Consider the following 20,501-nt stretch of genomic DNA (forward strand, 5'->3'; position numbering starts at 1 on the left):
GGATCAGCCCGCCAGAAGCTGTGCGGCGATGATGTTGCGCTGCACCTCGTTGGCGCCGCCATAGATCGTCGCCGATCGGTGATAGAGAAAGTCGGAGACCACGCCGTATGCCGCAGGATCCCCGGGGGCATCGGCAGGCGGCTCGATCAGGTAGTCGCTTTCCGCGTAGTGCGGCAGCGCATGTTCGCCCAGTGCCTCGATCGCCAGTGCGCCCAGCTTCTGCAACAGCTCGGTCCCCTTCACCTTGAGGATGGAGGGCGTAGGCGAGTTCTGGTTCACTTGCGCCTCTTCCTCGGCCACGACCCGCAGCAGGGTCGCTTCATGTGCCATCAGTTCGATCTCGAGCTGGGCGAGGCGGCGTGCGAAATGCGGATCGTCGATCAGGCGCCCTGCGCCGCTGCTGCCATTGCCGGCCGCAATGGCCCTGATGCGCGCGACCAGTCCCTTGCAACGGGGCACCACGGCGGAAAACGTCCGTTCCGCGCCGAGCAACTGCTTGGCATATGTCCAGCCCTTGTTTTCCTCGCCGATGCGATTTGCGACGGGTACCCGCACGTCTTCGAAGAAAACCTCGTTCAGAACGTGTCCGCCCTCGATCCCGATGATCGGGCGGATGGTAATGCCGGGCGACTTCAGATCGACCAGCAGGAACGAGATACCGGCCTGCTTCTTGCCCTCGGTCGAAGTACGGACAAGGCAGAACACCCAGTCGCAGTATTGCGCCTCCGAGGTCCAGATCTTCTGGCCATTGACGATATAGTCATCACCGTCGCGCACCGCGCGCGTCTGCAGAGAAGCAAGGTCGGAACCGGCATTGGGTTCGGAGAAACCCTGCGCCCAGAAATGCTCTCCCGAACGAATCCGGGGCAGGAAGAATTCCTTCTGCGCATCGTTGCCGATGGCATAGATGATCGGGCCGACCAGATGAAACGCTTGCGGGTTCACTGCCGGGCAGCCGGCAAGATAGCATTCCTCGTCGAAGATATGCCGCTTGGTGATCGACCAGCCGGTGCCGCCATATTCGACAGGCCAGTTCAGCGCCGCCCAGCCGCGTTCATTCAACTTCGCGGTCCAGAATTCCACGTCGGGCTTGTGCGGGTGATAGCCGAGCAAAGTGCGCGCCGCCATTTCAGGCGGCAGTTCGGCGGCGATGAAGGCGCGGACCCGCCTGCGGAAATCCTCGTCGTCCAACGCATCCATCGCTTCGCTCGTCAGGGTTTCGGACATAGTTTCAGCGCCGCTTCCAAGTCAGTTTCAAAGTCGTTCGAGACCCGACCGCGGACAATTCCAGCCGGTCGCCATCGAACCGATAGTGTCGTTCCTGCACACCGCCGGCGAGCCCTTCGACAGAGGCCCCTTCGACCTGATGCGAGACGATGGCCTCTTCCTCGTTGACGGTGAAGCGGCCGAAATAGCCTGTGTAGGCGTCCATCGCGGTTTCACTGCGTCCCGGCTCGGCCAGGAGATGCACCGACATCATGCCCTCGCCGGTATAGGTCAACAAACCAGCCGGCCATTCGCCCAGTGGGTGGACGAGCGACCCGCCCTTCGTTTCGCTGGTGAAGCTCTCAAGCTGCCAGCTTCCGACAAGCCGATCAGATACTGCCATGGGCCGTCCCGGTCCGCTTTACCTCTTCCTCGGCAGCCTGCTCCGCCTTGCGGGCCTTGGCTTCCCGAACCATGACTTCGCGCGACAGCATCATCGCAAGGCTTTCCCGGTCGAGCGAGTCGCTGAATTTCTCAGTCATCGCGGCATTCAGATTGGCCTTGGCATAAGCTGCCGCCTTGCCGGGAAGCCCTGCAAGCTTCTGCGCCAGTTCCGTTACTTCCGCTTCCAGCGAATCGTCGTCATGGACCGCATCGACCAAGCCGAATTCCAGTGCCTCTTTCGCATTGCGCTTCGCGTCGATCAGGAACAGCTGGCGTGCCTTGGCCGTGCCCAGGATATGCGTCCAGAGCCAGCTTCCGCCGTAGTCGCCCGAGACCCCGCCAGGGGTGAATGCGGCGCGGAATACCGCCCGGCGTCCGGCATGGCGGAAATCGCAGGCCGCCGCGAGGCTCAACCCCGCACCGGCGCAGGCCCCGTTGATCATGGCGATCGTGGGTTTGGGCATCTCGTGCAACAGGCGAGACGCTTCGGCACTGCGGCGGACCCATTGCACGCGGCGCTCCAGGCTGGCGAGAGGACGTTGCCCCGGCCCGACCTCCGACACGCGCTCCTTGGCCGCCTGCCCGATGGCGCGCACGTCACCGCCGGCACAGAAACCCTTGCCGGCTCCGGTCAGAACGACGCACCGTACATGATCGTCATAGGCGACAGCCGTGAGCGCCTTGACCAGTTCGCGCATCAGATGAGTGTCGAGCGCATTCAGCACGTCCGGACGATTGAGCGTGAGGAAGCACACTTCCCCATCCATCCTCCTTTTCACCAGATCGTTCGACACGCGCTTACTCCCCCTCGACATTCAGGAAGATCGTATATTGAGTTACCTCAAACAGGCAAGCCCCTAATCACCCGATGCTTGGGCTGGATGCGCGACGGACCGTAGGCGCGCTTCGACTGGGCAAGTCCGGCAATACCCAGATCCTGCTCGAAGTTGAGCCATTGTGCGCCGCAGCGCGCAGCCCGGGCGGCATAACTGGCGAACATCCAGGGATAGGCGTGCGAATGGGCGCGCCGCCCCTTGGCGAAATGAACGATGCGGGCATTGCCCGAGACGCTGGCGAGCAGGAAGGCGACCGGCTTCCCCCCCGCCCTCACGAGTCCGCCTGCCAGTCCCAGCCAGCCGGCGCCGGCGATCGCTTCGCGGCATTCGGCAATATCGGTCTGTTCGGCCGTTCTGGTTATGTCGCGCGACCAGCCGTCCAACACTTCGAGCGCAGCATCGGCAAGGCCCTCGTGCCAGTCCTCGAAGGTCGGCGCATGTTCGATAGCATAGCTTCGCGCCTGCGAGCGCCGGGACTTTGCCGACGAAAGCGTCGCCATTGCCTCGGCACGGAACCAGTAGTCGCTGTCGGCATCGCGGTGAAGGACGTGCCGCCCCAATCGCCGAGCCAGATCCGGGCCGTCCTCACCGTAGGGATAGAGACAGTCGATCCCGCTTGCAAACAGGGCTTCGACCATGTCCCGATCGGGCGCGGACCCGGGCGCGGACAAGGGCGCGGACAAGGGCGCGGACAAGGGGAGGGCATGAACCCTTCCATCGTAGGTCCGCCCGCGGATATGCGGAACCGGATCGTCCATCCACCGATATTCATGCACGGCGCGAAACAGCCAAAGGTTCGCAAAGGCATATTCCGCCGGGCTGAACGCACCCGTTGGAAAAGTCGCGCGGATGCGCTCCGCATCGCTCTTTTCCAGCGGTCTTCCCGCCACTTTTCCTTCAACGCGCGCGATCAACACAATGGCATGTCACCATCCATGAGAAAGGAGGACGATGCAGTGAATCTCGGGCAATTGCGACTTCCTGACAAGGGTGCTGCACAGGAGTTCGGCACGAGGGTCCTCACAAGGGACCGCCCGATCCTTCTTATGCGGCTCGGCCCTTGGACCTGAATTCGGTCGGCGGGGGCGGTTCGGGCAACCGGACCGGTCCACTTTCACGCGACGGCACCAGGATAGTCGCCTCCGCCTTGATATTGTCGCTTCCGCGCTGGTTGGTTCCGCGCATCTGAATCTCGATCAGGGGGCCCAGGACATCGTCGATCCGTTTGTCGACGATCTCGCCGGTCAGCCATGTAACGTCGCCAACGTAATTGAAGCGGCGGAATTCGAACTTGATCCGGTGGATCCAGGCATCGTCGCCCGCGTAATTGGTCAGGTAATTGCTGATGTGGAACTGGCGGACCGGACCGATGTCGTACATCATGCGAACTCCGACCTGCTCGGCCATGTCCTTGTCCCAGTGTACGCGCTGCAGCGTATCCCACGCATTGAATTCGTCACGCGTATAGAAGCCGCGCAACTTCTTGCGATTTTCATAGGCCAACCGATTGGGCCAGTTGCCGTAGACCAGCCAGCCGGCCCCCATATGGACGTTGAACAGGTCGGTGATCGTAAGCGGGCCCTTCACCATCTTCGGCAATCGGGCGCCTACTTCCACATCCTCGAACCAAAGCGTGTCGGCGCCGCGGCGGTACTCCGCATCATAGGCCGCCTCGATCTCGGCCAGCTGCTCATCGGAATACCAGGCCGGTTCTTCCTTGGCGTATTTGGCCTTCTTGTCCGACTTCTTCTTGCGTTCGGCGTGAACGAACCAGTCCACACCGCTGACCACGACGCGGTCGTCGTCATCCCACAAGTCGAGTCCGTTGGTCACGATAACGGAACGGCCCGAGAATTCGGACTGCTTGTCGTCCACCGCCTTCACATAGCGCGAGCGATAGAGCTTCGTGCCCTCCTTGATCGGAGACCAATAGAAATTCTCGCCGCCAGAGTGGTAAAGCTGCACACCGCGCAGGGCCTTCTGCGTCGCCTTGGCTTCTTCCGGATCCATCACCGGGTTGCCGTTGAGGCCCATCGATTTCTCGAACGCAGGCGGCGCAATCACTCCCCCCCAGCGCGTACCTGCGGCATAGGCGGGATCGGTGAACAGCGGATTGTCGTCGCCTATGCAGATCGCGAAGCGGCGTACCGCGTCGTCCGTGCAGGTGATGTTCCACGGTTCATCGATCGCACCGGTGCGAAGCGTGGGATTCGGAAACCCGATGCGTCGACGCATGAGATCGACCGATTCATCGGTAATCGTGTTCCGGATAAGCCCATCGTCAGACATTCAGCTTCCTCAAAATCTTTCTTCTCCTGCACCGGCAGGCGGTACGCTCCGCCCAACTCCCGCAGGACCACAGACACAGTCTTATTTGAGATACCTATTTTAATCAAGAGGCCGTCCGCCATCGCTATCCGCGAAATTCACACGTGGCGCCCCGAGGGCAGGTGAAGCAATTCATATTGTGCCATTCCCCTTATTGAGATACAGGAATGCAAATGGAACATGAGAACGGGAGAAGGATGGCGCTGGTCACCGGTGCCAGCGGCGGCATAGGCTCCGCCTGCGCCCTGCGCCTGGGCCAAGATCACGCCCTGTTCCTGACGGATATCGACGAGGGCGGACTTCGAATCGCGGCCTCCCGCATGAAACAGGCAGGAATCGCGATTGCCGGCACCGCCGTCGCCGACCTCTCCGGGGACGGCGAAGCGCTCCGCATCGTTGCGCTCGCTCGCGGCTGCGGGCCATTGGCGAGCGTGCTTCATGCCGCCGGCCTGTCGCCGGCCATGGGCTCTGCAAGCGAGGTCTTGCGCGCAAACTGGCTGGCCACCGAAGCCTTGCTCGAAGCCCTGGAAACCTCTCTGGAGCCAGGGCTCACCGCCATAATCATCGCATCCATGGCGGGCCACCTGTGCCTGCCAGATAACGACATCGACGCCATTCTTCGCGCGCCGTGCAGCAGTAAGGCGATCGACAGCCTCGCCGCTGAGCTCGACCGGCTTGGCTCCGGCGACGCGGCGAAGGCATCAGCGCTGGCTTACAACCATTCCAAGCGGGCCAACCTGCTGACGGTCATGCGCCGCGCCGCGCCCTGGGGGATGCAAGGCGCGCGCATCGCCTCGATTTCTCCCGGCCTTGTCGACACGCGCATGGGCCGCCTGGAACTGGAGGCACAGCCGCAGGCGGCACAGATCCTTGCGATGACTCCGCTAGGCCTGGTCGATCCTAAGGACATCGCCGCGACAGCGGCCTTCCTCGCATCTGGCGATGCACGGATGCTCACAGGCTGCGACATCAGGGTCGATGGCGGAGCGACGGGCGTCCTGCTTTCCGGGCCAGCGGGGTAAACCATCCTAACGCGCTCGCAACGACGGCCATTACTGAGAGAGGGTATTGACGCAAATGGCAGACGAAACAGCAAAGGAACCGCGCGCGTCGGGGCCTGATGCGCTGGCCACCTATCGCGCCATCGCCGCCGAACTGACCGCGCCGGGCGCGCCCTTCGCGATCGTCCAGCCGGGCCTTGCCGCAACGCGCCGGATGATGGGCACGCATTCGAGCTTCTACGACATCATCGAGCAAAGCTGCGCACAAAACGCCGATTTCACCTTGCTCGATTTCGAAGGCGATCGACGCAGCTATGGCAAGGTCGACGACGATTCTCGGCGGATCGCTGCGGCCCTGAGGGATGTCTTCGGGATTGCGAAGGGCGATGTCGTCGGGCTGGTCATGCGCAATTGCCCGCATTGGTTTTCCACCTTTTTCGCGATCCAGCGGATCGGCGCGGTCGCTGCGCTGCTGAACAGCCGCAACAAGGGTCCCGACATCGCCGCTGCCGCCCAGGATGTGGGCGCAAGGTTGATCGTTGCCGACGAACGCTGCGCCGGACGGCTGGAGGGTAAAACCGGCACACCCGTCATCGGGCCGGACGTTCTCGATACCTACCGCGCCGGATACGCTCCCGACCCGGCGGACACGCGCGCCGCCGAAGATGAACCGGCGATGGTCCTGTTCACGTCCGGCACCACCGGGCGCGCCAAGGGGGCCACAATCAGCCACCGCAACCTATGCACCTGCGCGCGCCAGCTCGCCTACATGAACGAACTGGGCCTGACCATCGCGGCGCGCAATCGCGGCATTCCGCTTGACGTGATCAAGCAGCACACCCCGCGCCATGCCCCGCTGCTCATCGTGCCCATGTTCCACATCTCGGGCATCACCCAGATGATCACGACGCTCCAGGACGGCGGGCTGCTGGCCGGCATGCGCCGCTGGGACCCGGCCAATGCGATGGACCTGATCGAACGGGCCAAGGTGACCCAGGTCTCGGGCCCCAGCCTGGTCATGGCGGACCTGCTTGCCCTGCCCCGCGCGAAGGAACGCATGGCTTCCGTCTCGAGCCTGGTGGTATCCGGTCAGGCGAGCCCCATTGCGCTTACCGAACGCATGCGCCGGGACTTTCCCCGCGCCTCCCAGGCGGCCGGTTGGGGCATGACCGAATTGACCGGCACTGCGGCAAGTTGCTCGGGAGCGGTCTTTGCCGAGCATCCCGGCAAGGTCGGCGTTCCTCTCCCGCTCGCGGAAATCGCCATCCGAGCGCCCGATGGATCGGATCGCCCGGTCGGCGAAGTGGGCGAGATCGCGGTGCGCGGACCCACGGTGATGACGGGATACTGGGGCCTTCCCGAGGCGAACGAGGCCAGTTTCGACGGGGAGTGGTTCCTCACCGGCGACCTGGGCATGTTCGACGGGAGTGGCCTGCTGTCCATCGTCGACCGCGCAAAGGACATGGTGATCAGCGCAGGCGAGAACATCTATTGCGCGGAAGTGGAGCGCGTGCTCGCCATGATCGAGGATCATCAGGAAGTCGCGCTGTTCGGCGTTGCGGACGAGCGGCTGGGCGAACGCGCCATTGCCGCGATGGTCTTTGCCCCGGATTGCCCCGAAGGACCGGGCCTCGACGCCATTCGCGCCCATGCCAGTGCGCATCTCGCCGATTACAAGGTGCCGACCGAGATCGTGTTCGACCTCGGTCCGCTGCCGCGCAACAGCACCGGAAAAGTGGACAAGGCCGCGCTGCGCAAGCGTTACGAGGCGCGCGCCCGGACCCCTGCGGCCTGAAGAGGAACGATTGATGCCAAGACCCAAGGATATCGGCGTTATCGACCTGATGATGGGAATCCCCACGTCGGGCGACAACAAGGAAATGTACGAATTCCTCAAGCCCCTGCTGATGGACGAGCAGAGCCGCAAGATGTTCTCGATGCCTGCGCAATACATGTTCAAGGACATCCCCCAGTCCGGCGACGAGGAGGACAAGGTCGCCTGGGTCGTCGGCCAGATGGACGCGCACGGGGTGGAGCGCGCGATGACCGGGATTTCATCCGGCAACACCGACCGGGCCGAGGCGATACGCCGCTTTCCCGGCCGTTTCCTGCTCAGTTACGAATGCAACCCTAACCTCGGCATGGAGGAAGTGCGCAAGATTCGCCAGCTGAAGCGCGAACAGGGCATCGTCGCGGTCACCTGCTTTCCCGCCGGCATCAACCCCCAGGTGCCAATCAACGACAAGCGACTCTATCCGATCTACGCCGCCTGCGTCGAGGAAGGGCTACCGTTCTTCTGCACGACCGGCGTTTGCGGACCGCGCATTCCCAGCATGTGCCAGAAAACCGAACTGATCGAGGAAGTCGTCTGGTTCTTCCCGGAACTGAAATTCGTCATGCGGCACGGTGCCGAGCCATGGGAAGACCTGGCGGTCAAGCTGATGCTGAAATATCCGAACCTGTATTACAGCACCTCGGCCTTTGCGCCCAAGCACTACCCCAAGGCGATCGTCGATTTCGCGAACAAGCGCGGGTCGGACAAGATCCTCTATGCCGGGTATTTCCCGATGGGCCTCAGCCTCGAACGGATCATGCAGGAACTGGATGACGTGCCCTTGCGCGACGAGGTGTGGCCCAAGTTCCTGCGCGGCAATGCACTGAAGCTGTTCGGGCTGGAGGATGCCCGGTGACGGAAATGCCTGCCGATCCCGACGCCTTCCGAACGGCGGTTCGCGCCTGGCTGGAAGAAAACTGCCCGCCCGGTGCGCGCGGCCTTGCCCAGACCCCCGCCAACAGTGTCTGGGGCGGGCGCAATCCCACCTTTCCCAGCGAAGACCAGCGCATCTGGATGGAGCGCATGGCCGAACGCGGCTGGACCGTGCCCGAATGGCCCACAGAATATGGCGGCGGCGGCCTGAACAAGCGGCAGGCCGCAATCCTCGCTCAGGAAATGCAGCGCATCAAGGCGCACTCACCGCTTGCCAGCCTTGGCATCTGGATGCTTGGCCCGGCCCTGCTGGAGTTCGGCACCGAACAGCAGAAAAAGAAATACCTGCCCGATATCGCGAGGGGCAAGATCCGGTGGGCGCAAGGCTATTCGGAACCGGGAGCCGGATCCGACCTGGCCAGCGTGCAGACCCGCGGCGAACTGAAAGACGGCCAATGGGTGGTGAACGGCCAGAAGATCTGGACCACCAATGGCGACAAGTGCGACATGATCTTCGCGCTGGTGCGTACCGAGCCCGAGGCGCCCAAGCATCTGGGCATCAGCCTCCTGCTTATCGACATGGACCAGCCCGGCGTCACCACCCGGCCTATCGAACTGCTCAATGGCGACGCGCATTTCACCGCGACGTTCTTCGACGATGCGACGAGCGATGCCGACAATATCGTGGGCGAACGCGGCCAGGGCTGGAGCGTGGCCAAATTCCTGCTGGGCCACGAACGCGCAATGATCGGCTCTTCCTCTGCCGGCGGGCTGAACGAATCGCTTCCGGATGCAGTGCGCAGGACGCTGGGTGTCGAAGCCCTGCGCGAAGATCCCGCACTGCGTCACGAAATCGCGAAGAACCTGATCGGAAGCTGGGTCCTGGACATCGCGATGGAGCGCCTGGGCGACCAGGCCCGCGCCCGCGCCATGAATCCGCATACCCCTTCGGTTCTGAAACTGATCGGCACCGAACTCAATTACCGGCGCAGCGAGCTGATGACGGCGCTGAACGGAATCGAGCGCATGACCCTGGGCGACAGCGATACGCGTCACTGGCTGGCGGCTCCGGCCAACTGCATCGCTGGCGGCTCCAACGAGATCCAGCTCAACATCCTTGCCAAGCGTGCACTCGAACTGCCGGAGCAAAAATGATGGCCCTGGTGCCGACCGAAGCCGAAACAATGCTGGCCGACGCGGCCAGAGGTCTGCTGGACCGTTCCGCCCCCGTCAGCGCCTTCCGGGCGCTGCGCGACAGCGGCGATCCGCTGAAATACAGCCGCGATCTGCTGGCAAAACTGGCGCAAAATGGGCTGGTCGCCGCCAACATCGCCGAAGAGGACGGCGGCGTCGGCATGGGAGCCTGTGCAGCGGGCATCATCGCCGAGCAGGCAGCCCACACACTTGCGGCCGCACCCCTGCTGAGCGCGTCGCTCGCCGCCGAACTGATCGGGCGGCTTGGCAGCGAAGAGCAGCGGCGCGACCTGCTGGGCGCGATCATGGCAGGTGAACTCGTGGTGGCCGTCGCATTGGACGAGGCGGTGCGCCACGATCCGGCAAAGCTGGCAACGGTGGCCGCCGGTGCCGGCGATGCCTGCACGCTGACGGGCCGGAAGACGGCCGTGATCGATGCCGTGGGCGCCAACCGCCTGCTGGTTTCCGCCCGAGCCGGCGACACGGTACGCCTGTTCCTTGTCGATCCCGCGACGCAAGGCTGCACGATCAGCGCGATCGACACGATCGACGGGCGCAACATCGGCGTGGTCGCACTCGACGGCGCCGCCGGCCTCCCGGTCGGCGAGGATGCCGGCGATGCGATTGCCGCCACGCTGGATCTGGGCCGCGCGCTGCTCGGCGCGGAGCTGCTGGGCCTCGCCGATCACGCCTTCGATGCAACCGTCGCATACCTGAAGGAGCGCGAGCAGTTCGGTCGCAAGATCGGCACCTACCAAGCGCTCCAACATCGCACCGCGCGCCTCTATGCGCGGCTCGATCTGGCTCGCGGCGTAGTGCTGAAGGCGCTGCGCGCGATCGACGAAGCCGCGGCGGAGGCAAGCCTTCTCGCCAGCCTTTCGAAAGCGGTGATGACCGAGCTGTGCAGGGACGTGATGGTGGAAGCGGTGCAGATGCACGGCGGCATCGGCGTCACCGATGAATTCGATATCGGCCTCTACTACAAGCGCGCGCGCGTATCCGGCGAACTGCTCGGCGATGACAGGTTCCACGTCGAACGGCTCGCCCGGCTCAAGTGGGAAATCTGATGGCTTTGTCGATGCCGCTGCCATTCGCTGTTGCGCCCTGTTGCGCAATTAAGGTATTTCAATAGCCAGCACCTCGAGATGCATTAGAATAGGGATGCCGAACGCCATGACGCCTGAATCCAAAGACAACGCTTCCGCACAACGCACAGCGACCGACGCCTATCTGCCCGAAATGTCGGGTGAGGAACTGATCGCCTGGCGCATGGCGGAAATGACGGACCGGCCCGATCCCGATGCGCGCAACATGCAGGACGAGTTTGCGATGGGCTGGTACTGCGTGGCCTATTCGGACGAACTGGCGGTCGGCGAGGTCAAGCCGATCCGCTATTTCGGTCAGGACCTGGCCCTGTGGCGCGGCGAGGATGGCGAGGCTCGCGTGATCGACGCCTACTGTGCGCATTACGGTGCGAACATGGCGGTGGGCGGCAAAGTGCACGGCAACCTGCTGGAATGCCCTTTCCACGCCTGGCGATGGGATGAAACGGGCGCCTGCAAGGAAATCCCCTATTCGCGCGCGGTTCCGCCCAAGGCCAAGAAGGCGGATTGCGTTCCCGCCTGGCCAACGGCCGAAGTGAACGGCATGGTCATGGTCTGGTACCATTCCGAACGTGCCGAGCCCCAGTGGCAGCCGGTCAGGTTCGAGGACGCTTACAACGACGATTGGACAGAGTTTCGCAAGTACGAATGGCACGTCTATTCCGCGCTGGAAAACATCGCCGACAATGCGGTCGACGTAAGCCACTTCAAATACGTGCACGGCGCCATGACCGTTCCGGAATACGAGTTCGAGTTCGATGGCATCGCGCGCAAGATCACCTCGCATCTGACGATGCAAACTCCGCGCGGCGAGGTGGCCGGCAAGATCGAATCGGTGAACTACGGCCCCGGCCAGGGCTTTGTGCGCTTTTCGGGCATCACGGATACCATCATGTTCAGCGCGACATGTCCGGTCGAGCGCGACAAGACGCACAATCGCATGGCCTTCAGCCAACCCAAGGCGAATGTCGACGGTCCAATGGCAGGGCTGACCCGCGCCATCATCAAGAACATCACGCGCCAGTTCGATCAGGACAAGGTGATCCTCGATCGTCACATCCGCGTGGAACCACCGATGGTCTGCGAAGGCGACGGCCCCTTCGGACGCAACCGCATCTATTATAGCCAGTTCTATCCCAGCCGGAACAAGGACAGGCCAGCGGCCGCCTGATCGCCGTCAGCAGGGAGAAAGACCTTGGCGCGGGCGCCGGAGACATTGCAGGCGCTGCTGGACAGGCAGGCCATCACGGACAGGATCCACGACTACGCCCGTTCGATGGACCGTCTGGATGGCCCCTTGGGCAAGTCCTGTTTCCACGAGGATGCCATCGCCGATTACGGCGAACAGATGTTCGTCGGCGGCGGCCATGAATTCGTCGACATGTGCATGAAAGTGCACCCCGCGTTCGCGGCGCACGCGCACCAGTTTTCGAACATCCGCATCTGGCTGGACGGACCCGACAAGGCGCGAAGCGAGACTTATTGCGATGTGACCCTTCGCCGCATCGGCGAAGACGGAACCCCTTACGACATCCGCAATCTTGGCCGCTACGTCGACAATTGGGAAAAGCGCGAGGGCGAATGGCGCATTGCCAGGCGCCGGTACCTTGTGGATATGGATCAGAGCGGACCCAATGCCGGCACATTCGAAACCACCGGCAAGCGCGACCGCACGGATCCAAGCTATTTCGGCCAATAAGTGCAAGACGGGGACAGCATCATGCCCACTCGCCGATGCGCGAGGCCGCAGCGGAGCTCCGCAAGAAAAAAATCGCCCCGCCCGCCGCTCTCAAGGCCGGGCGCCGCTCGGCCTAGCCAGGCGCGTGCTGGCGGCCGCGGACCAGTTTACCCGGCAGCGCGCCGGTCGGCTTGCCATCACGATAGGTGACCTGCCCTGAAAGGATCGTGGCGCGATAACCCGAGGCGTCCTGGAGCAGGCGCTTTCCGCCAGCGGGCAGGTCGCATTCGGCATAAGGCAGATGCAGTTCCAGCCGCTGGAGGTCGATGACGTTGAGATCTGCCTTGCAGCCTGCGCGCAGAATGCCGCGATCCTGCAGTCCCACCACCGATGCAGGCTTGCTGGTCAATTCACGCACGGCGTCCTGCAGCGCGATCCGTCCCGTCTTGCGATCGCGCACCCAATGGATAAGCACGCTCGTTGGATAGCTTGCATCGCAGATCAGCGCGTAATGCGCGCCGCCATCGCCAAGGCCCAGCACAGTGCCCTCATGGCCGATCAGCGCCCCCACGCTATCCAGATTTCCCGCGACATAATTGCCCATTGCAACCAATAGCATTGCCCCGCCGTCATCCTCGAGCAGAAGGTCATAGGCTTCTTCCTCGGGGCTGACACCGCGCGCAGCGGCGCGGTCCGCCACGCTTTCGGATGCATCGGGCTCGTATTTGAAGCCCGGCGTCATCGGGAACATATTGGCGAAATTGCGTGCCTGCCGGGCCAGCGGAAAACGAGCGATGTCGGGCTGCTGCGCAATCAAGGTCGCGCGCAGGGCCGGATCGCGCATCCGCGCTGCCCTCTCGCTTGCCGACAGCGGGACAAGGGGCTCGAAGGCGTCGCAGAAGCGGAACGGGTTCCACGAAAGGTCAAGGCCCACCACCATGCCGATCGGCCGCGGAAAGATCTGCGCCATGAGATCGGCCCCCCGCGCGCGCCGCCGCTCGAGCATCTCGGCAATTCCCGGCGTTGACGTGGTGCCGGTAAAAGTCACGGTGATCTCGTGGTGAGTTGCAATCCGCGCCATCAGATCGAGCTCGTCGCTTACATCCGGATTCTCGTAGTTGGGGACGAGCTGCAGCACACCGCCGCCGGCATCGACGATCCCTGCGGCAAGTGCATGCAGTTCCTCCTCGCCTGCGTTGAAGCTGGGAATCAGCTCGCCATCGGCCGTACGGTGGAAATACAGGCGCGATGTCGCGCAGCCCAGCGCGCCCGCATCGATGGCACGGGCGGCAAGGGCCCGCATCTGCGAAAGATCGCTCTCGCTCGCGGGTTCGCGCGCAATCCCGCGTTCGCCCATCACGTAAACCCGCAAGGGGGAATGCGGCAGATAGGCGGCAATGTCGCAGTCGTGCGGCCGCGCGTCCACGGCATCTAGGAAGTCCTCGAAACTTTCCCAGGACCAGTCCAGCCCTTCGGCCATCACGACGCCGGGAATGTCTTCCACACCTTCCATCAGGCCAATCAGGGCATCGTGGTCGCCCGGCCGGCATGGCGCAAAGCCGACGCCGCAATTGCCGATGACGACCGTGGTGACGCCATGGTCGGTGCTGGGCCGCAAGCGATCGGCCCATATTGCCTGGCCGTCGTAATGGGTGTGAATGTCGACGAAACCCGGCGTGACGATACAGCCCTGCGCGTCGAGGGTTTCAGCACCGCTCGCATCGATGGCCGAAACGTCCCCGACGGCGATGATTCGCCCGTCCGCGACGGCCACATCACCGACTTGCGGTGCGGCTCCGGTACCATCGACCAGCAAGCCACCGGTCACGAGCATGTCGGCTTTCATCACCATCGTCCTTTCCGAACATCTTCCCATCCGTCCCGCCAGACGCGGGCTTCATTATGCAGCCAGCTTCAGCCGGCGTTGCGCCCCGGCGCCGGGACCCGAGAGCCAGGGGCTCTCTTGCGGACTTTACACCGGCTTGGGCCGGACCTCATGCAGATTGCCGAAGAGGCGCACCGTCGCTGACAGCACGAGCGCGCCCAGCAGGATTGCCGAGAAGATCAGGAAGGTCAGCCGATAATCGCCGCTTACGTCGTACGTCACACCGGCGAGATAGATCGCCCCTGCCGAAGAGAGTGAAATGGCGGGCGCCACCAGCCCTTCGGTAGTGCCCAGCGAATGGGCGCCGAAGACGTCTGCAAGCAGCGCCGAGTACATCGGGAAGAACCCGCCGATCGCCATTCCCGCCATGAGGCTCGAAGCGGCAAGGCCTGCAAAACCGGCATCGACCGTCAGGCTCAGCGTGAAGCACATGATGATCGCGATGGCCACGGTAATCAGTGTGATGCGCTGGAACCGGTCGGCCACGATGGCCAGCACCGTCTTGCCGAAGATGCCTGAAATGCCGAGCATCGAAAGCAGAGTGGTTGCCTGCACCAGCGATATCCCCCGCCCGGTGGCCAGCGGCACAAGGCTTGCAATGCTGGCCTGAACCACCGCCAGCGTCGCGGAGACGATGGCGGCAAGCATCCAGAATACCGGGCTCGAGGCAATTTGCCTGAGCGTCAGGGGATGTCCGATTTCGCCTTTGTCGTGAAGGTCGGCCTCGGGCACCGGCACTGCCTTGCCCAGCGGTTCGTGCTCTCCTTCGGCGGGCCTGTCGACCAGGCCGGCTGCGATCAGCAGCATCGCGGCGCCCACGAAGATACCCTGAATCAACAGGGCCTCGCGCCAACCGAACTCCTCGATCAACATGGCGATGAGCGGTGCGACGATGACGCTTGCAGCGGATTGGCCGAATGCGACGATGGTCATCGCCCGGCCGCGATGCACCTTGAACCAGCGCGCCACGAGGACGTAGCTGGCAACCGCTCCCGCGCCAGCAAGGCCCAGCGAGAGGGGAAGCACCAGAAGAACCGCCTTGGCCCAGAGCGCGTCCCCGAAGCCCAGCCCGATCAGCCCGGCGCCCAGCGCCAGACCGCAGAAGGCCACGACCGTCCTGACTTTCACGAAATCGAGGATTCGCCCGATGACCGGGGCCAACAAGGCAGAGCCGATGTGCTGGAAGACAATGCCGACATTGGCCGTCTCACGTGCAAGTCCAAGCTCCTTCGATACGGGTGTAAGGTAAATGCTGTACCCATAAACCACCGAGCCTACGCTCAGCATGACCATGACGATGCCCATGGCAACCATGGTCCAACCCCGGTACCACTTGAAGAGCCCGGCCTTCATGCGATGCACCCGTTGCGCCGAGTCGCGTTCCTGTCCTTGTCTGGCATTGCTCTCTCCTTAAGCCTTTGCGGCGCAACGGGGCTCATGCCTCTTATCCAAAGCTTTTCCCGCGGCGGCTTGCCTTCACCCCATCTATCCGAATAGAGGTATCTCAAACAAGCATAATCGGACCGAAGGATGCCAATGGACCTGAATCGGGAATTCGAAGGCCGAACCGCGTTTGTCACGGGTGCCGCCAGCGGCATCGGCAGGGAGACGGCGCGCCTGTTCGCGCATCGCGGCGCCAGGGTCGCCTGCGTGGACATCGTCCTGCCCGGCTGCGCCGAGACCGTGAGCGAAATCGAGCGATCGGGCGGAGAGGCCCTGTCGATCGAGGCCGACCTGTCGCGCCCCGAAGGCGCCCGCCATGCCATGAAGGCCGCGCTGGCGAGGTTCGGCCGAATCGATCACGCCTTCAACAATGCCGGCGTCGTCGGCAGCCACGAGGATCCCTTCGACGAGCAGCGCGTGGAGCATACCATCGCGGTCAACCTGCTGGGCGTCCACTGGTGCATCAAGCACCAGGTGCCGGCCATGATCCGGCAAGGCGGCGGGACCATCGTCAACACCGCATCGATTGCCGGGATATCAGGCGCCGTGGGCGCGCTGGACTACACAGCCGCGAAACACGGCGTGGTCGGCCTGACCGGTGCAGTGGCGCGCAGATTCGGCCCACAGGGCGTGCGTTGCAACGCGGTCTGTCCCGGAATCATCCAGACCGCCATGGCGGACGAGGTCGAAGGCGACGACGCGAAGCGCGAGGCGATCTTCGCGCGACTGAGCCCGATCACCGGAAAGCTGGGCACCCCGCGCGACATTGCCGAGGCGGTGCTGTTCCTTTCCAGCGAAAGGGCCGGCTTCATTCACGGAGTCGCATTGCCGGTCGATGGCGGTTTTACAATCTGATCACTTGCTGCGGCGAAAGGCGGGACACATCCCATGCTTGAAACGGTACTGAAGAACATTCGCGTCCTGGATTTCGGACGCTTCATCGCCGCTCCGTGGTGCGGGGCGATTCTGGCGGACATGGGGGCCGACGTTATCCGCGTGGAGAAGAAATCGGGCGGCGAGGATCGATTCGTGCAGCCGGTTTCCACCACCGGCGACGGCGCGACCTTCTTGCAATGCAACCGCAACAAGCGCTCCGTCACGCTCGACACCACGACCGAGGCCGGACGCGAAATACTGCGCGATCTGGTGAAGGGCGCAGACGTGGTGCTGGTCAACATGCCCGACGCGGCGCTTGAGGCGAACGGACTGGATTACGAGGCCCTCAAGGCGATCAAGCCCGACATCGTCTTTGCCAATGCGACGGGCTTCGGTCGCGGCGGCCCTTACAGCAAGCGCGTGGCGTTCGACGGCATCGGACAGGTCATGTCGGGCGGCGTCTTTCGATCTGGTACGCCCGATCAGCCGATGCGATCGGTTGTCCCCTATGTCGATTTCGGGACCGCCATGGCGCTGACCATCGGGATTGCCATGGCTTTGTATCACCGCGCGGCGACCGGAAGGGGACAGGCAGTGGAAGCCTCGCTGCTCCCGGTGGCCTTGATGATGACGGATGGCATGATCATCGACCAGGCGATCAACCAGCAGAATCGCGGCCGCGTAGGCAATGCCGGCACGGCTGCCGCCCCATGCGATCTTTTCAAGGTCACCGACGGCTGGATCCTGGTACAGATCGCCGGCCAGCCGATGTTCAAGCGCTGGTGCCGACTGGTCGATGCACTCGACTGGTTCGAGGACCCGCGCTTTGCTGACGATGACAGGCGCGCTGCCAACGGCAAGGTGCTCAATGCCAGGATGCAGGCCTGGTGCGCGGACATGTCGCTGGAAGAAGCGACCGCGAGGCTTGAGGAAGCGCGCATCCCGGTCGGCCCGCTGTTCTCGCCGCAGGATGTCCTGGACGATCCCCATATTGCGCAGATGGGCTTTCTCAACCAGATGGAATACCCGGGATTGCCGCGCCCCGCACCGGTGATCGAGACTCCTTTCCGCTTGTCGGAAACGCCCGGATCGCTCTATCGGCGCGCACCGCTTCTGGGCGAGCACACCGAAGAAGTGCTGGCCGAACTCGGCATAAGCGGCGAACAGCTGGCCCGGCTGCGCGAAGAACAGATCATCTGAAGCTCCGGCCTGTCCGGATCGACCGGCGAAAGTCGCCAGGTCCGCACAGGCCGGAGGCCATCCGGGCGCACCCGGCGGGAAGTCAGGCCGTTTTCGTGCCTTCCAGGCCCATGTTACCGAACATCCCGGCCTTGACATGGCCACTGATCTTGCCGCCCTCGACGGTTGCATCGCCCTCGAGCTTCATCGGCATCGGCACCGTCATGTTCACCGTCCAGGTGAGGCGATTGCCGTCGATCCTGCCGTCTTCAACCTCGAGCGAGCCAGTCGCGCTCACCATCGTTCCGGTAAAGGTTCCTCCGTCGGAACCGGGAATTACGGTCAACGTGCCCTTCTGGTCGCCCATCGGGCTCTTCGTGATGCATTCGTAGGTTCCGGCAAGCTCGCTCATGGCTATCCCTTTCTATTCAGGTACATCAAGAGCTTGCTTCAAGACGCCCGGCATCGCAAGACACGATCTCTTCACGCTCCCGCGCGGCGACCGGAAAATCCACTCGTGCGGCCCGATCGCAGGTGAGTCCTGAATGCCATGCAGAATGAAGCTCGGCTCCATTCTGCGCACTTTTACTATACTTCCCGCTACACTACACGCTTTACCTTCGCCCGCGTTAGAGCATAGGGTGAAAGCAAGAGATACACGAGCAGGGAAGGGCGGACATCGGCGGAACGGATGCAAAAGCATTTTCTAGGATTCAGGTACCGCATCAATGCAGGTACCGCAAATTGTTCGGATCCGTCGACTCGCAGCGATGCAAGCGGTCGCGGCTGATTTGCACGGCGTGGTCTCCCTCGCCATCGGGCATGACCATCGCATTTGCGCCAGAATCGCGCCGGTGCCGCGCCGAAGGCTGGTGCACACGTTCGCCAACGGCGTTGAAGACGCTTTTGCATACCCGGCACGATCCGTGCCGACGCTGAAGGATCGAAGAACGGCAAGACCGTTGCGTTCGAGTGGCCCTGGCCGCCGAACGAAAGTTTGGAGTGGACACGAGTGAGTGAAGTCAAAAGCAAGCCCCGCAAGATCGGAGGCGCCTCGCTTGTCGATGAGGCCGCCAAGAAATTGCGCATTCTCGCGCTTTCCCGGGAGCATGGGGAGTTCCTAGGCTCCGAGGAAGAGATGATCGAACGGCTTCAGGTCAGCCGCCCGACCCTGCGGCAGGCATCGGCCCGGGTCGTGCAGGAGAACCTGGTCTCGATCAAGCGCGGCGTGGGCGGCGGCTATTTCGCGTCGCGCCCCGGTTCGCTGAGCGTCAGCCGGATGGCAGCGCTCTACCTGATGAGCCGCAATGCCGGCCTGTCCGAAACGACGGCGGCCATGAAGCCGATCCGCGCCGAGCTTGCCATGCGCGCTGCCGCCTGCACGGATGCAGAGCTGCGGGCCAAGCTTCGCAATTTCATCGAGCAACAGACCGCGGCCTTGTCAGCGTACACCGACTCGGACGAAGACAGCCAAGGCTATCGCGAGTTCCTGCGCAGTGAGCGCGAATTCGGTCAGATTCTCGGTGCGATGAGCCAGAATTCGGTGTTGATCCTGCTGCTCGAAATTCTCTACGATTTTTCCTCGCAACTGCGCCGTGGACAGGACGTGCTGATCGACCGTCCCGACCGCGTTCGCACTTATCGCGAGCTGCGCCTGAAGCTGGCAAATACAATCCTCGAGGGCGATGTCGAGATGGCGGAACTGGCAAGCCATCGCTGCTCGACCACGATCGATGAATGGATGGACGAGGGCCTGAAGAACACCATGTTTACCGATACGGTCCTCCACGATGACTAAGCGCGCAGCGATCGAGGCCCTGTGTGACGACCTGCTGGCGGAGTGCCGCGAGCTGGATCGATTCGTCTCTGCCCTGTCCGACGAGGACTGGACGGCCGTTACGCCGTTCTTCGCCTGGACGGTGCGCGACCAGATACTGCACTTGCATCAGGTGGACCGCTTCGGCCTCGTCTCGCTGGCCGGTGCGGACGACTTCCGCGCGCTTGTCACCGAAGTGCGGGCAAGGCAGGCGGAAGGGCTCGAGCTGTCGGAGCAGGTGCGCCGGGAATTTGCCGGGTCCAGCCATGCCAAAGTCCTGGAAACCTGGCGACAGGGCTATGAACGCATTTGCGCAGAGCTGCGCGCGGCGGCAGATGGATACCGCATCGCCTGGTTCGGCCCCGAAATGGGCATCGCCTCCTTTGCCACCGCCCGGCTCATGGAAGTCTGGGCACACGGGCAGGACATCTATGACCTGTTCGGCGTGAAGCGCGAGCCCACCGACCGCATCCGCCATATTTGCGAAATAGGTGTCCGCACCTTCGGTTGGTCGTTTCGCAACCGCGGGCTTGAGGTGCCGAAGCGGCCCCAGGTCATGCTCGTTGCCCCTTCCGGCGAGGAACTGCGCTGGGATGGCGAAAGCGACGAAGTGGTGAGCGGCCCCGCCCTGGACTTCGCGATGGTCGTAACCCAGCGGCGTTCGCCGCAAGACACCCGCCTCGTCGCCAGCGGTCCCGCTGCAAGCCAGTGGCTGGACATTGCGCAATGCTTCGCGGGTCCGCCGCAGACGCCGGCGGCAACCGGTTCCCGCCCCCCGATTTGACGGGCGCGGGCCGCATTCAAG

19 protein-coding genes are annotated in these 20,501 nt (G+C 63.4%); 11 read left to right on the forward strand and 8 right to left on the reverse strand.

Going from position 1 to position 20,501, the window contains the following annotated elements:
* Positions 1-3 precede the first annotated feature (3 nt).
* The 5 genes from JI59_RS09430 to JI59_RS09450 form a co-directional block, all read right to left on the reverse strand.
* The gene (locus tag JI59_RS09430; RefSeq protein WP_007012979.1) at positions 4-1,227 is read right to left on the reverse strand and encodes an acyl-CoA dehydrogenase family protein; all 1,224 of its coding nucleotides are present in this window, start codon (positions 1,225-1,227) and stop codon (positions 4-6) included.
* A 4-nt stretch (positions 1,228-1,231) separates the two neighbouring features.
* Positions 1,232-1,609 carry a lipocalin-like domain-containing protein gene (locus JI59_RS09435; RefSeq protein WP_007012978.1) on the reverse strand — a complete coding sequence of 126 codons (378 nt, stop codon included), beginning with the start codon at positions 1,607-1,609 and terminating at the stop codon, positions 1,232-1,234.
* Positions 1,596-2,444 (reverse strand): enoyl-CoA hydratase/isomerase family protein, encoded by an 849-nt coding sequence (locus JI59_RS09440; RefSeq protein ID WP_007012977.1) that lies wholly within the window; start codon positions 2,442-2,444, stop codon positions 1,596-1,598. Before JI59_RS09440 ends, JI59_RS09435 begins: the two co-directional genes overlap by 14 nt.
* Positions 2,445-2,491: 47 nt before the next feature.
* Positions 2,492-3,376: a phosphatidylglycerol lysyltransferase domain-containing protein gene (locus tag JI59_RS09445; RefSeq protein WP_160289730.1), complete on the reverse strand. Its 885-nt coding sequence runs from the start codon at positions 3,374-3,376 to the stop codon at positions 2,492-2,494.
* 154 nt (positions 3,377-3,530) lie between these two features.
* Positions 3,531-4,775, reverse strand: coding sequence for an FAS1-like dehydratase domain-containing protein (locus JI59_RS09450; protein ID WP_007012975.1), 1,245 nt, complete (start codon positions 4,773-4,775; stop codon positions 3,531-3,533).
* 212 nt (positions 4,776-4,987) lie between these two features.
* Between JI59_RS09450 and JI59_RS09455 the strand changes: the two genes are divergently transcribed.
* The 7 genes from JI59_RS09455 (at position 4,988) to JI59_RS09485 (ending at position 12,518) form a co-directional block, all read left to right on the forward strand.
* Positions 4,988-5,836 (forward strand): SDR family oxidoreductase, encoded by an 849-nt coding sequence (locus JI59_RS09455; RefSeq protein ID WP_007012974.1) that lies wholly within the window; start codon positions 4,988-4,990, stop codon positions 5,834-5,836.
* A gap of 55 nt (positions 5,837-5,891) precedes the next feature.
* Complete coding sequence (locus JI59_RS09460; protein WP_007012973.1) at positions 5,892-7,610, forward strand: class I adenylate-forming enzyme family protein; 1,719 nt, start codon at positions 5,892-5,894, stop codon at positions 7,608-7,610.
* Between the two features lie 13 nt (positions 7,611-7,623).
* Positions 7,624-8,505, forward strand: a complete 882-nt coding sequence (locus JI59_RS09465; protein WP_007012972.1) for an amidohydrolase family protein — start codon at positions 7,624-7,626, stop codon at positions 8,503-8,505.
* A gap of 5 nt (positions 8,506-8,510) precedes the next feature.
* A complete protein-coding gene (locus JI59_RS09470; RefSeq protein ID WP_038577412.1) occupies positions 8,511-9,677 on the forward strand; it encodes an acyl-CoA dehydrogenase family protein in 1,167 nt (388 codons plus the stop codon).
* A complete protein-coding gene (locus tag JI59_RS09475; RefSeq protein ID WP_038577414.1) occupies positions 9,677-10,783 on the forward strand; it encodes an acyl-CoA dehydrogenase family protein in 1,107 nt (368 codons plus the stop codon). Before JI59_RS09470 ends, JI59_RS09475 begins: the two co-directional genes overlap by 1 nt.
* A gap of 106 nt (positions 10,784-10,889) precedes the next feature.
* Entirely contained in the window at positions 10,890-11,990 is a 1,101-nt protein-coding gene (locus JI59_RS09480; protein ID WP_038577416.1) for a Rieske 2Fe-2S domain-containing protein, read from the forward strand.
* A 24-nt stretch (positions 11,991-12,014) separates the two neighbouring features.
* Complete coding sequence (locus JI59_RS09485) at positions 12,015-12,518, forward strand: nuclear transport factor 2 family protein (protein WP_038575907.1); 504 nt, start codon at positions 12,015-12,017, stop codon at positions 12,516-12,518.
* Between the two features lie 112 nt (positions 12,519-12,630).
* Here the strand turns inward: JI59_RS09485 and JI59_RS09490 are convergent, their stop codons facing one another.
* Both JI59_RS09490 and JI59_RS09495 read right to left on the reverse strand, forming a co-directional pair.
* Positions 12,631-14,349 carry an N-acyl-D-amino-acid deacylase family protein gene (locus tag JI59_RS09490; RefSeq protein ID WP_007012966.1) on the reverse strand — a complete coding sequence of 573 codons (1,719 nt, stop codon included), beginning with the start codon at positions 14,347-14,349 and terminating at the stop codon, positions 12,631-12,633.
* 120 nt (positions 14,350-14,469) lie between these two features.
* The gene (locus JI59_RS09495; RefSeq protein ID WP_039857270.1) at positions 14,470-15,735 is read right to left on the reverse strand and encodes an MFS transporter; all 1,266 of its coding nucleotides are present in this window, start codon (positions 15,733-15,735) and stop codon (positions 14,470-14,472) included.
* A gap of 183 nt (positions 15,736-15,918) precedes the next feature.
* On the opposite strand from JI59_RS09495, the gene JI59_RS09500 reads away from it, so the two are divergent.
* A complete protein-coding gene (locus JI59_RS09500; RefSeq protein WP_007012964.1) occupies positions 15,919-16,680 on the forward strand; it encodes an SDR family NAD(P)-dependent oxidoreductase in 762 nt (253 codons plus the stop codon).
* A gap of 33 nt (positions 16,681-16,713) precedes the next feature.
* Positions 16,714-17,901, forward strand: coding sequence for a CaiB/BaiF CoA transferase family protein (locus JI59_RS09505; RefSeq protein ID WP_007012963.1), 1,188 nt, complete (start codon positions 16,714-16,716; stop codon positions 17,899-17,901).
* Positions 17,902-17,983: 82 nt separating this feature from the next.
* Here JI59_RS09505 and JI59_RS09510 read toward each other — a convergent pair whose 3' ends face one another.
* Positions 17,984-18,292 carry a hypothetical protein gene (locus tag JI59_RS09510; protein ID WP_007012962.1) on the reverse strand — a complete coding sequence of 103 codons (309 nt, stop codon included), beginning with the start codon at positions 18,290-18,292 and terminating at the stop codon, positions 17,984-17,986.
* A 600-nt stretch (positions 18,293-18,892) separates the two neighbouring features.
* Between JI59_RS09510 and JI59_RS09515 the strand changes: the two genes are divergently transcribed.
* A complete protein-coding gene (locus JI59_RS09515; protein WP_007012960.1) occupies positions 18,893-19,678 on the forward strand; it encodes a FadR/GntR family transcriptional regulator in 786 nt (261 codons plus the stop codon).
* Positions 19,671-20,480 carry a TIGR03084 family metal-binding protein gene (locus JI59_RS09520; RefSeq protein WP_007012959.1) on the forward strand — a complete coding sequence of 270 codons (810 nt, stop codon included), beginning with the start codon at positions 19,671-19,673 and terminating at the stop codon, positions 20,478-20,480. Before JI59_RS09515 ends, JI59_RS09520 begins: the two co-directional genes overlap by 8 nt.
* The last annotated feature ends 21 nt before the right edge of the window (positions 20,481-20,501 follow it).

Source organism: Novosphingobium pentaromativorans US6-1, assembly GCF_000767465.1.
GTDB lineage: Bacteria > Pseudomonadota > Alphaproteobacteria > Sphingomonadales > Sphingomonadaceae > Novosphingobium > Novosphingobium pentaromativorans.

Bases quoted from the DNA above. Each gene is read 5' to 3' on its own strand.
- JI59_RS09430 (WP_007012979.1), bottom strand. From the start codon at position 1,227: ATGTCCGAAACCCTGACGAGCGAAGCGATGGATGCGTTGGACGACGAG.
- JI59_RS09435 (WP_007012978.1), bottom strand. From the start codon at position 1,609: ATGGCAGTATCTGATCGGCTTGTCGGAAGCTGGCAGCTTGAGAGCTTC.
- JI59_RS09450 (WP_007012975.1), bottom strand. From the start codon at position 4,775: ATGTCTGACGATGGGCTTATCCGGAACACGATTACCGATGAATCGGTC.
- JI59_RS09455 (WP_007012974.1), top strand. From the start codon at position 4,988: ATGGAACATGAGAACGGGAGAAGGATGGCGCTGGTCACCGGTGCCAGC.
- JI59_RS09460 (WP_007012973.1), top strand. From the start codon at position 5,892: ATGGCAGACGAAACAGCAAAGGAACCGCGCGCGTCGGGGCCTGATGCG.
- JI59_RS09465 (WP_007012972.1), top strand. From the start codon at position 7,624: ATGCCAAGACCCAAGGATATCGGCGTTATCGACCTGATGATGGGAATC.
- JI59_RS09470 (WP_038577412.1), top strand. From the start codon at position 8,511: ATGCCTGCCGATCCCGACGCCTTCCGAACGGCGGTTCGCGCCTGGCTG.
- JI59_RS09475 (WP_038577414.1), top strand. From the start codon at position 9,677: ATGGCCCTGGTGCCGACCGAAGCCGAAACAATGCTGGCCGACGCGGCC.
- JI59_RS09480 (WP_038577416.1), top strand. From the start codon at position 10,890: ATGACGCCTGAATCCAAAGACAACGCTTCCGCACAACGCACAGCGACC.
- JI59_RS09490 (WP_007012966.1), bottom strand. From the start codon at position 14,349: ATGGTGATGAAAGCCGACATGCTCGTGACCGGTGGCTTGCTGGTCGAT.
- JI59_RS09495 (WP_039857270.1), bottom strand. From the start codon at position 15,735: ATGAAGGCCGGGCTCTTCAAGTGGTACCGGGGTTGGACCATGGTTGCC.
- JI59_RS09500 (WP_007012964.1), top strand. From the start codon at position 15,919: ATGGACCTGAATCGGGAATTCGAAGGCCGAACCGCGTTTGTCACGGGT.
- JI59_RS09505 (WP_007012963.1), top strand. From the start codon at position 16,714: ATGCTTGAAACGGTACTGAAGAACATTCGCGTCCTGGATTTCGGACGC.
- JI59_RS09510 (WP_007012962.1), bottom strand. From the start codon at position 18,292: ATGAGCGAGCTTGCCGGAACCTACGAATGCATCACGAAGAGCCCGATG.
- JI59_RS09520 (WP_007012959.1), top strand. From the start codon at position 19,671: ATGACTAAGCGCGCAGCGATCGAGGCCCTGTGTGACGACCTGCTGGCG.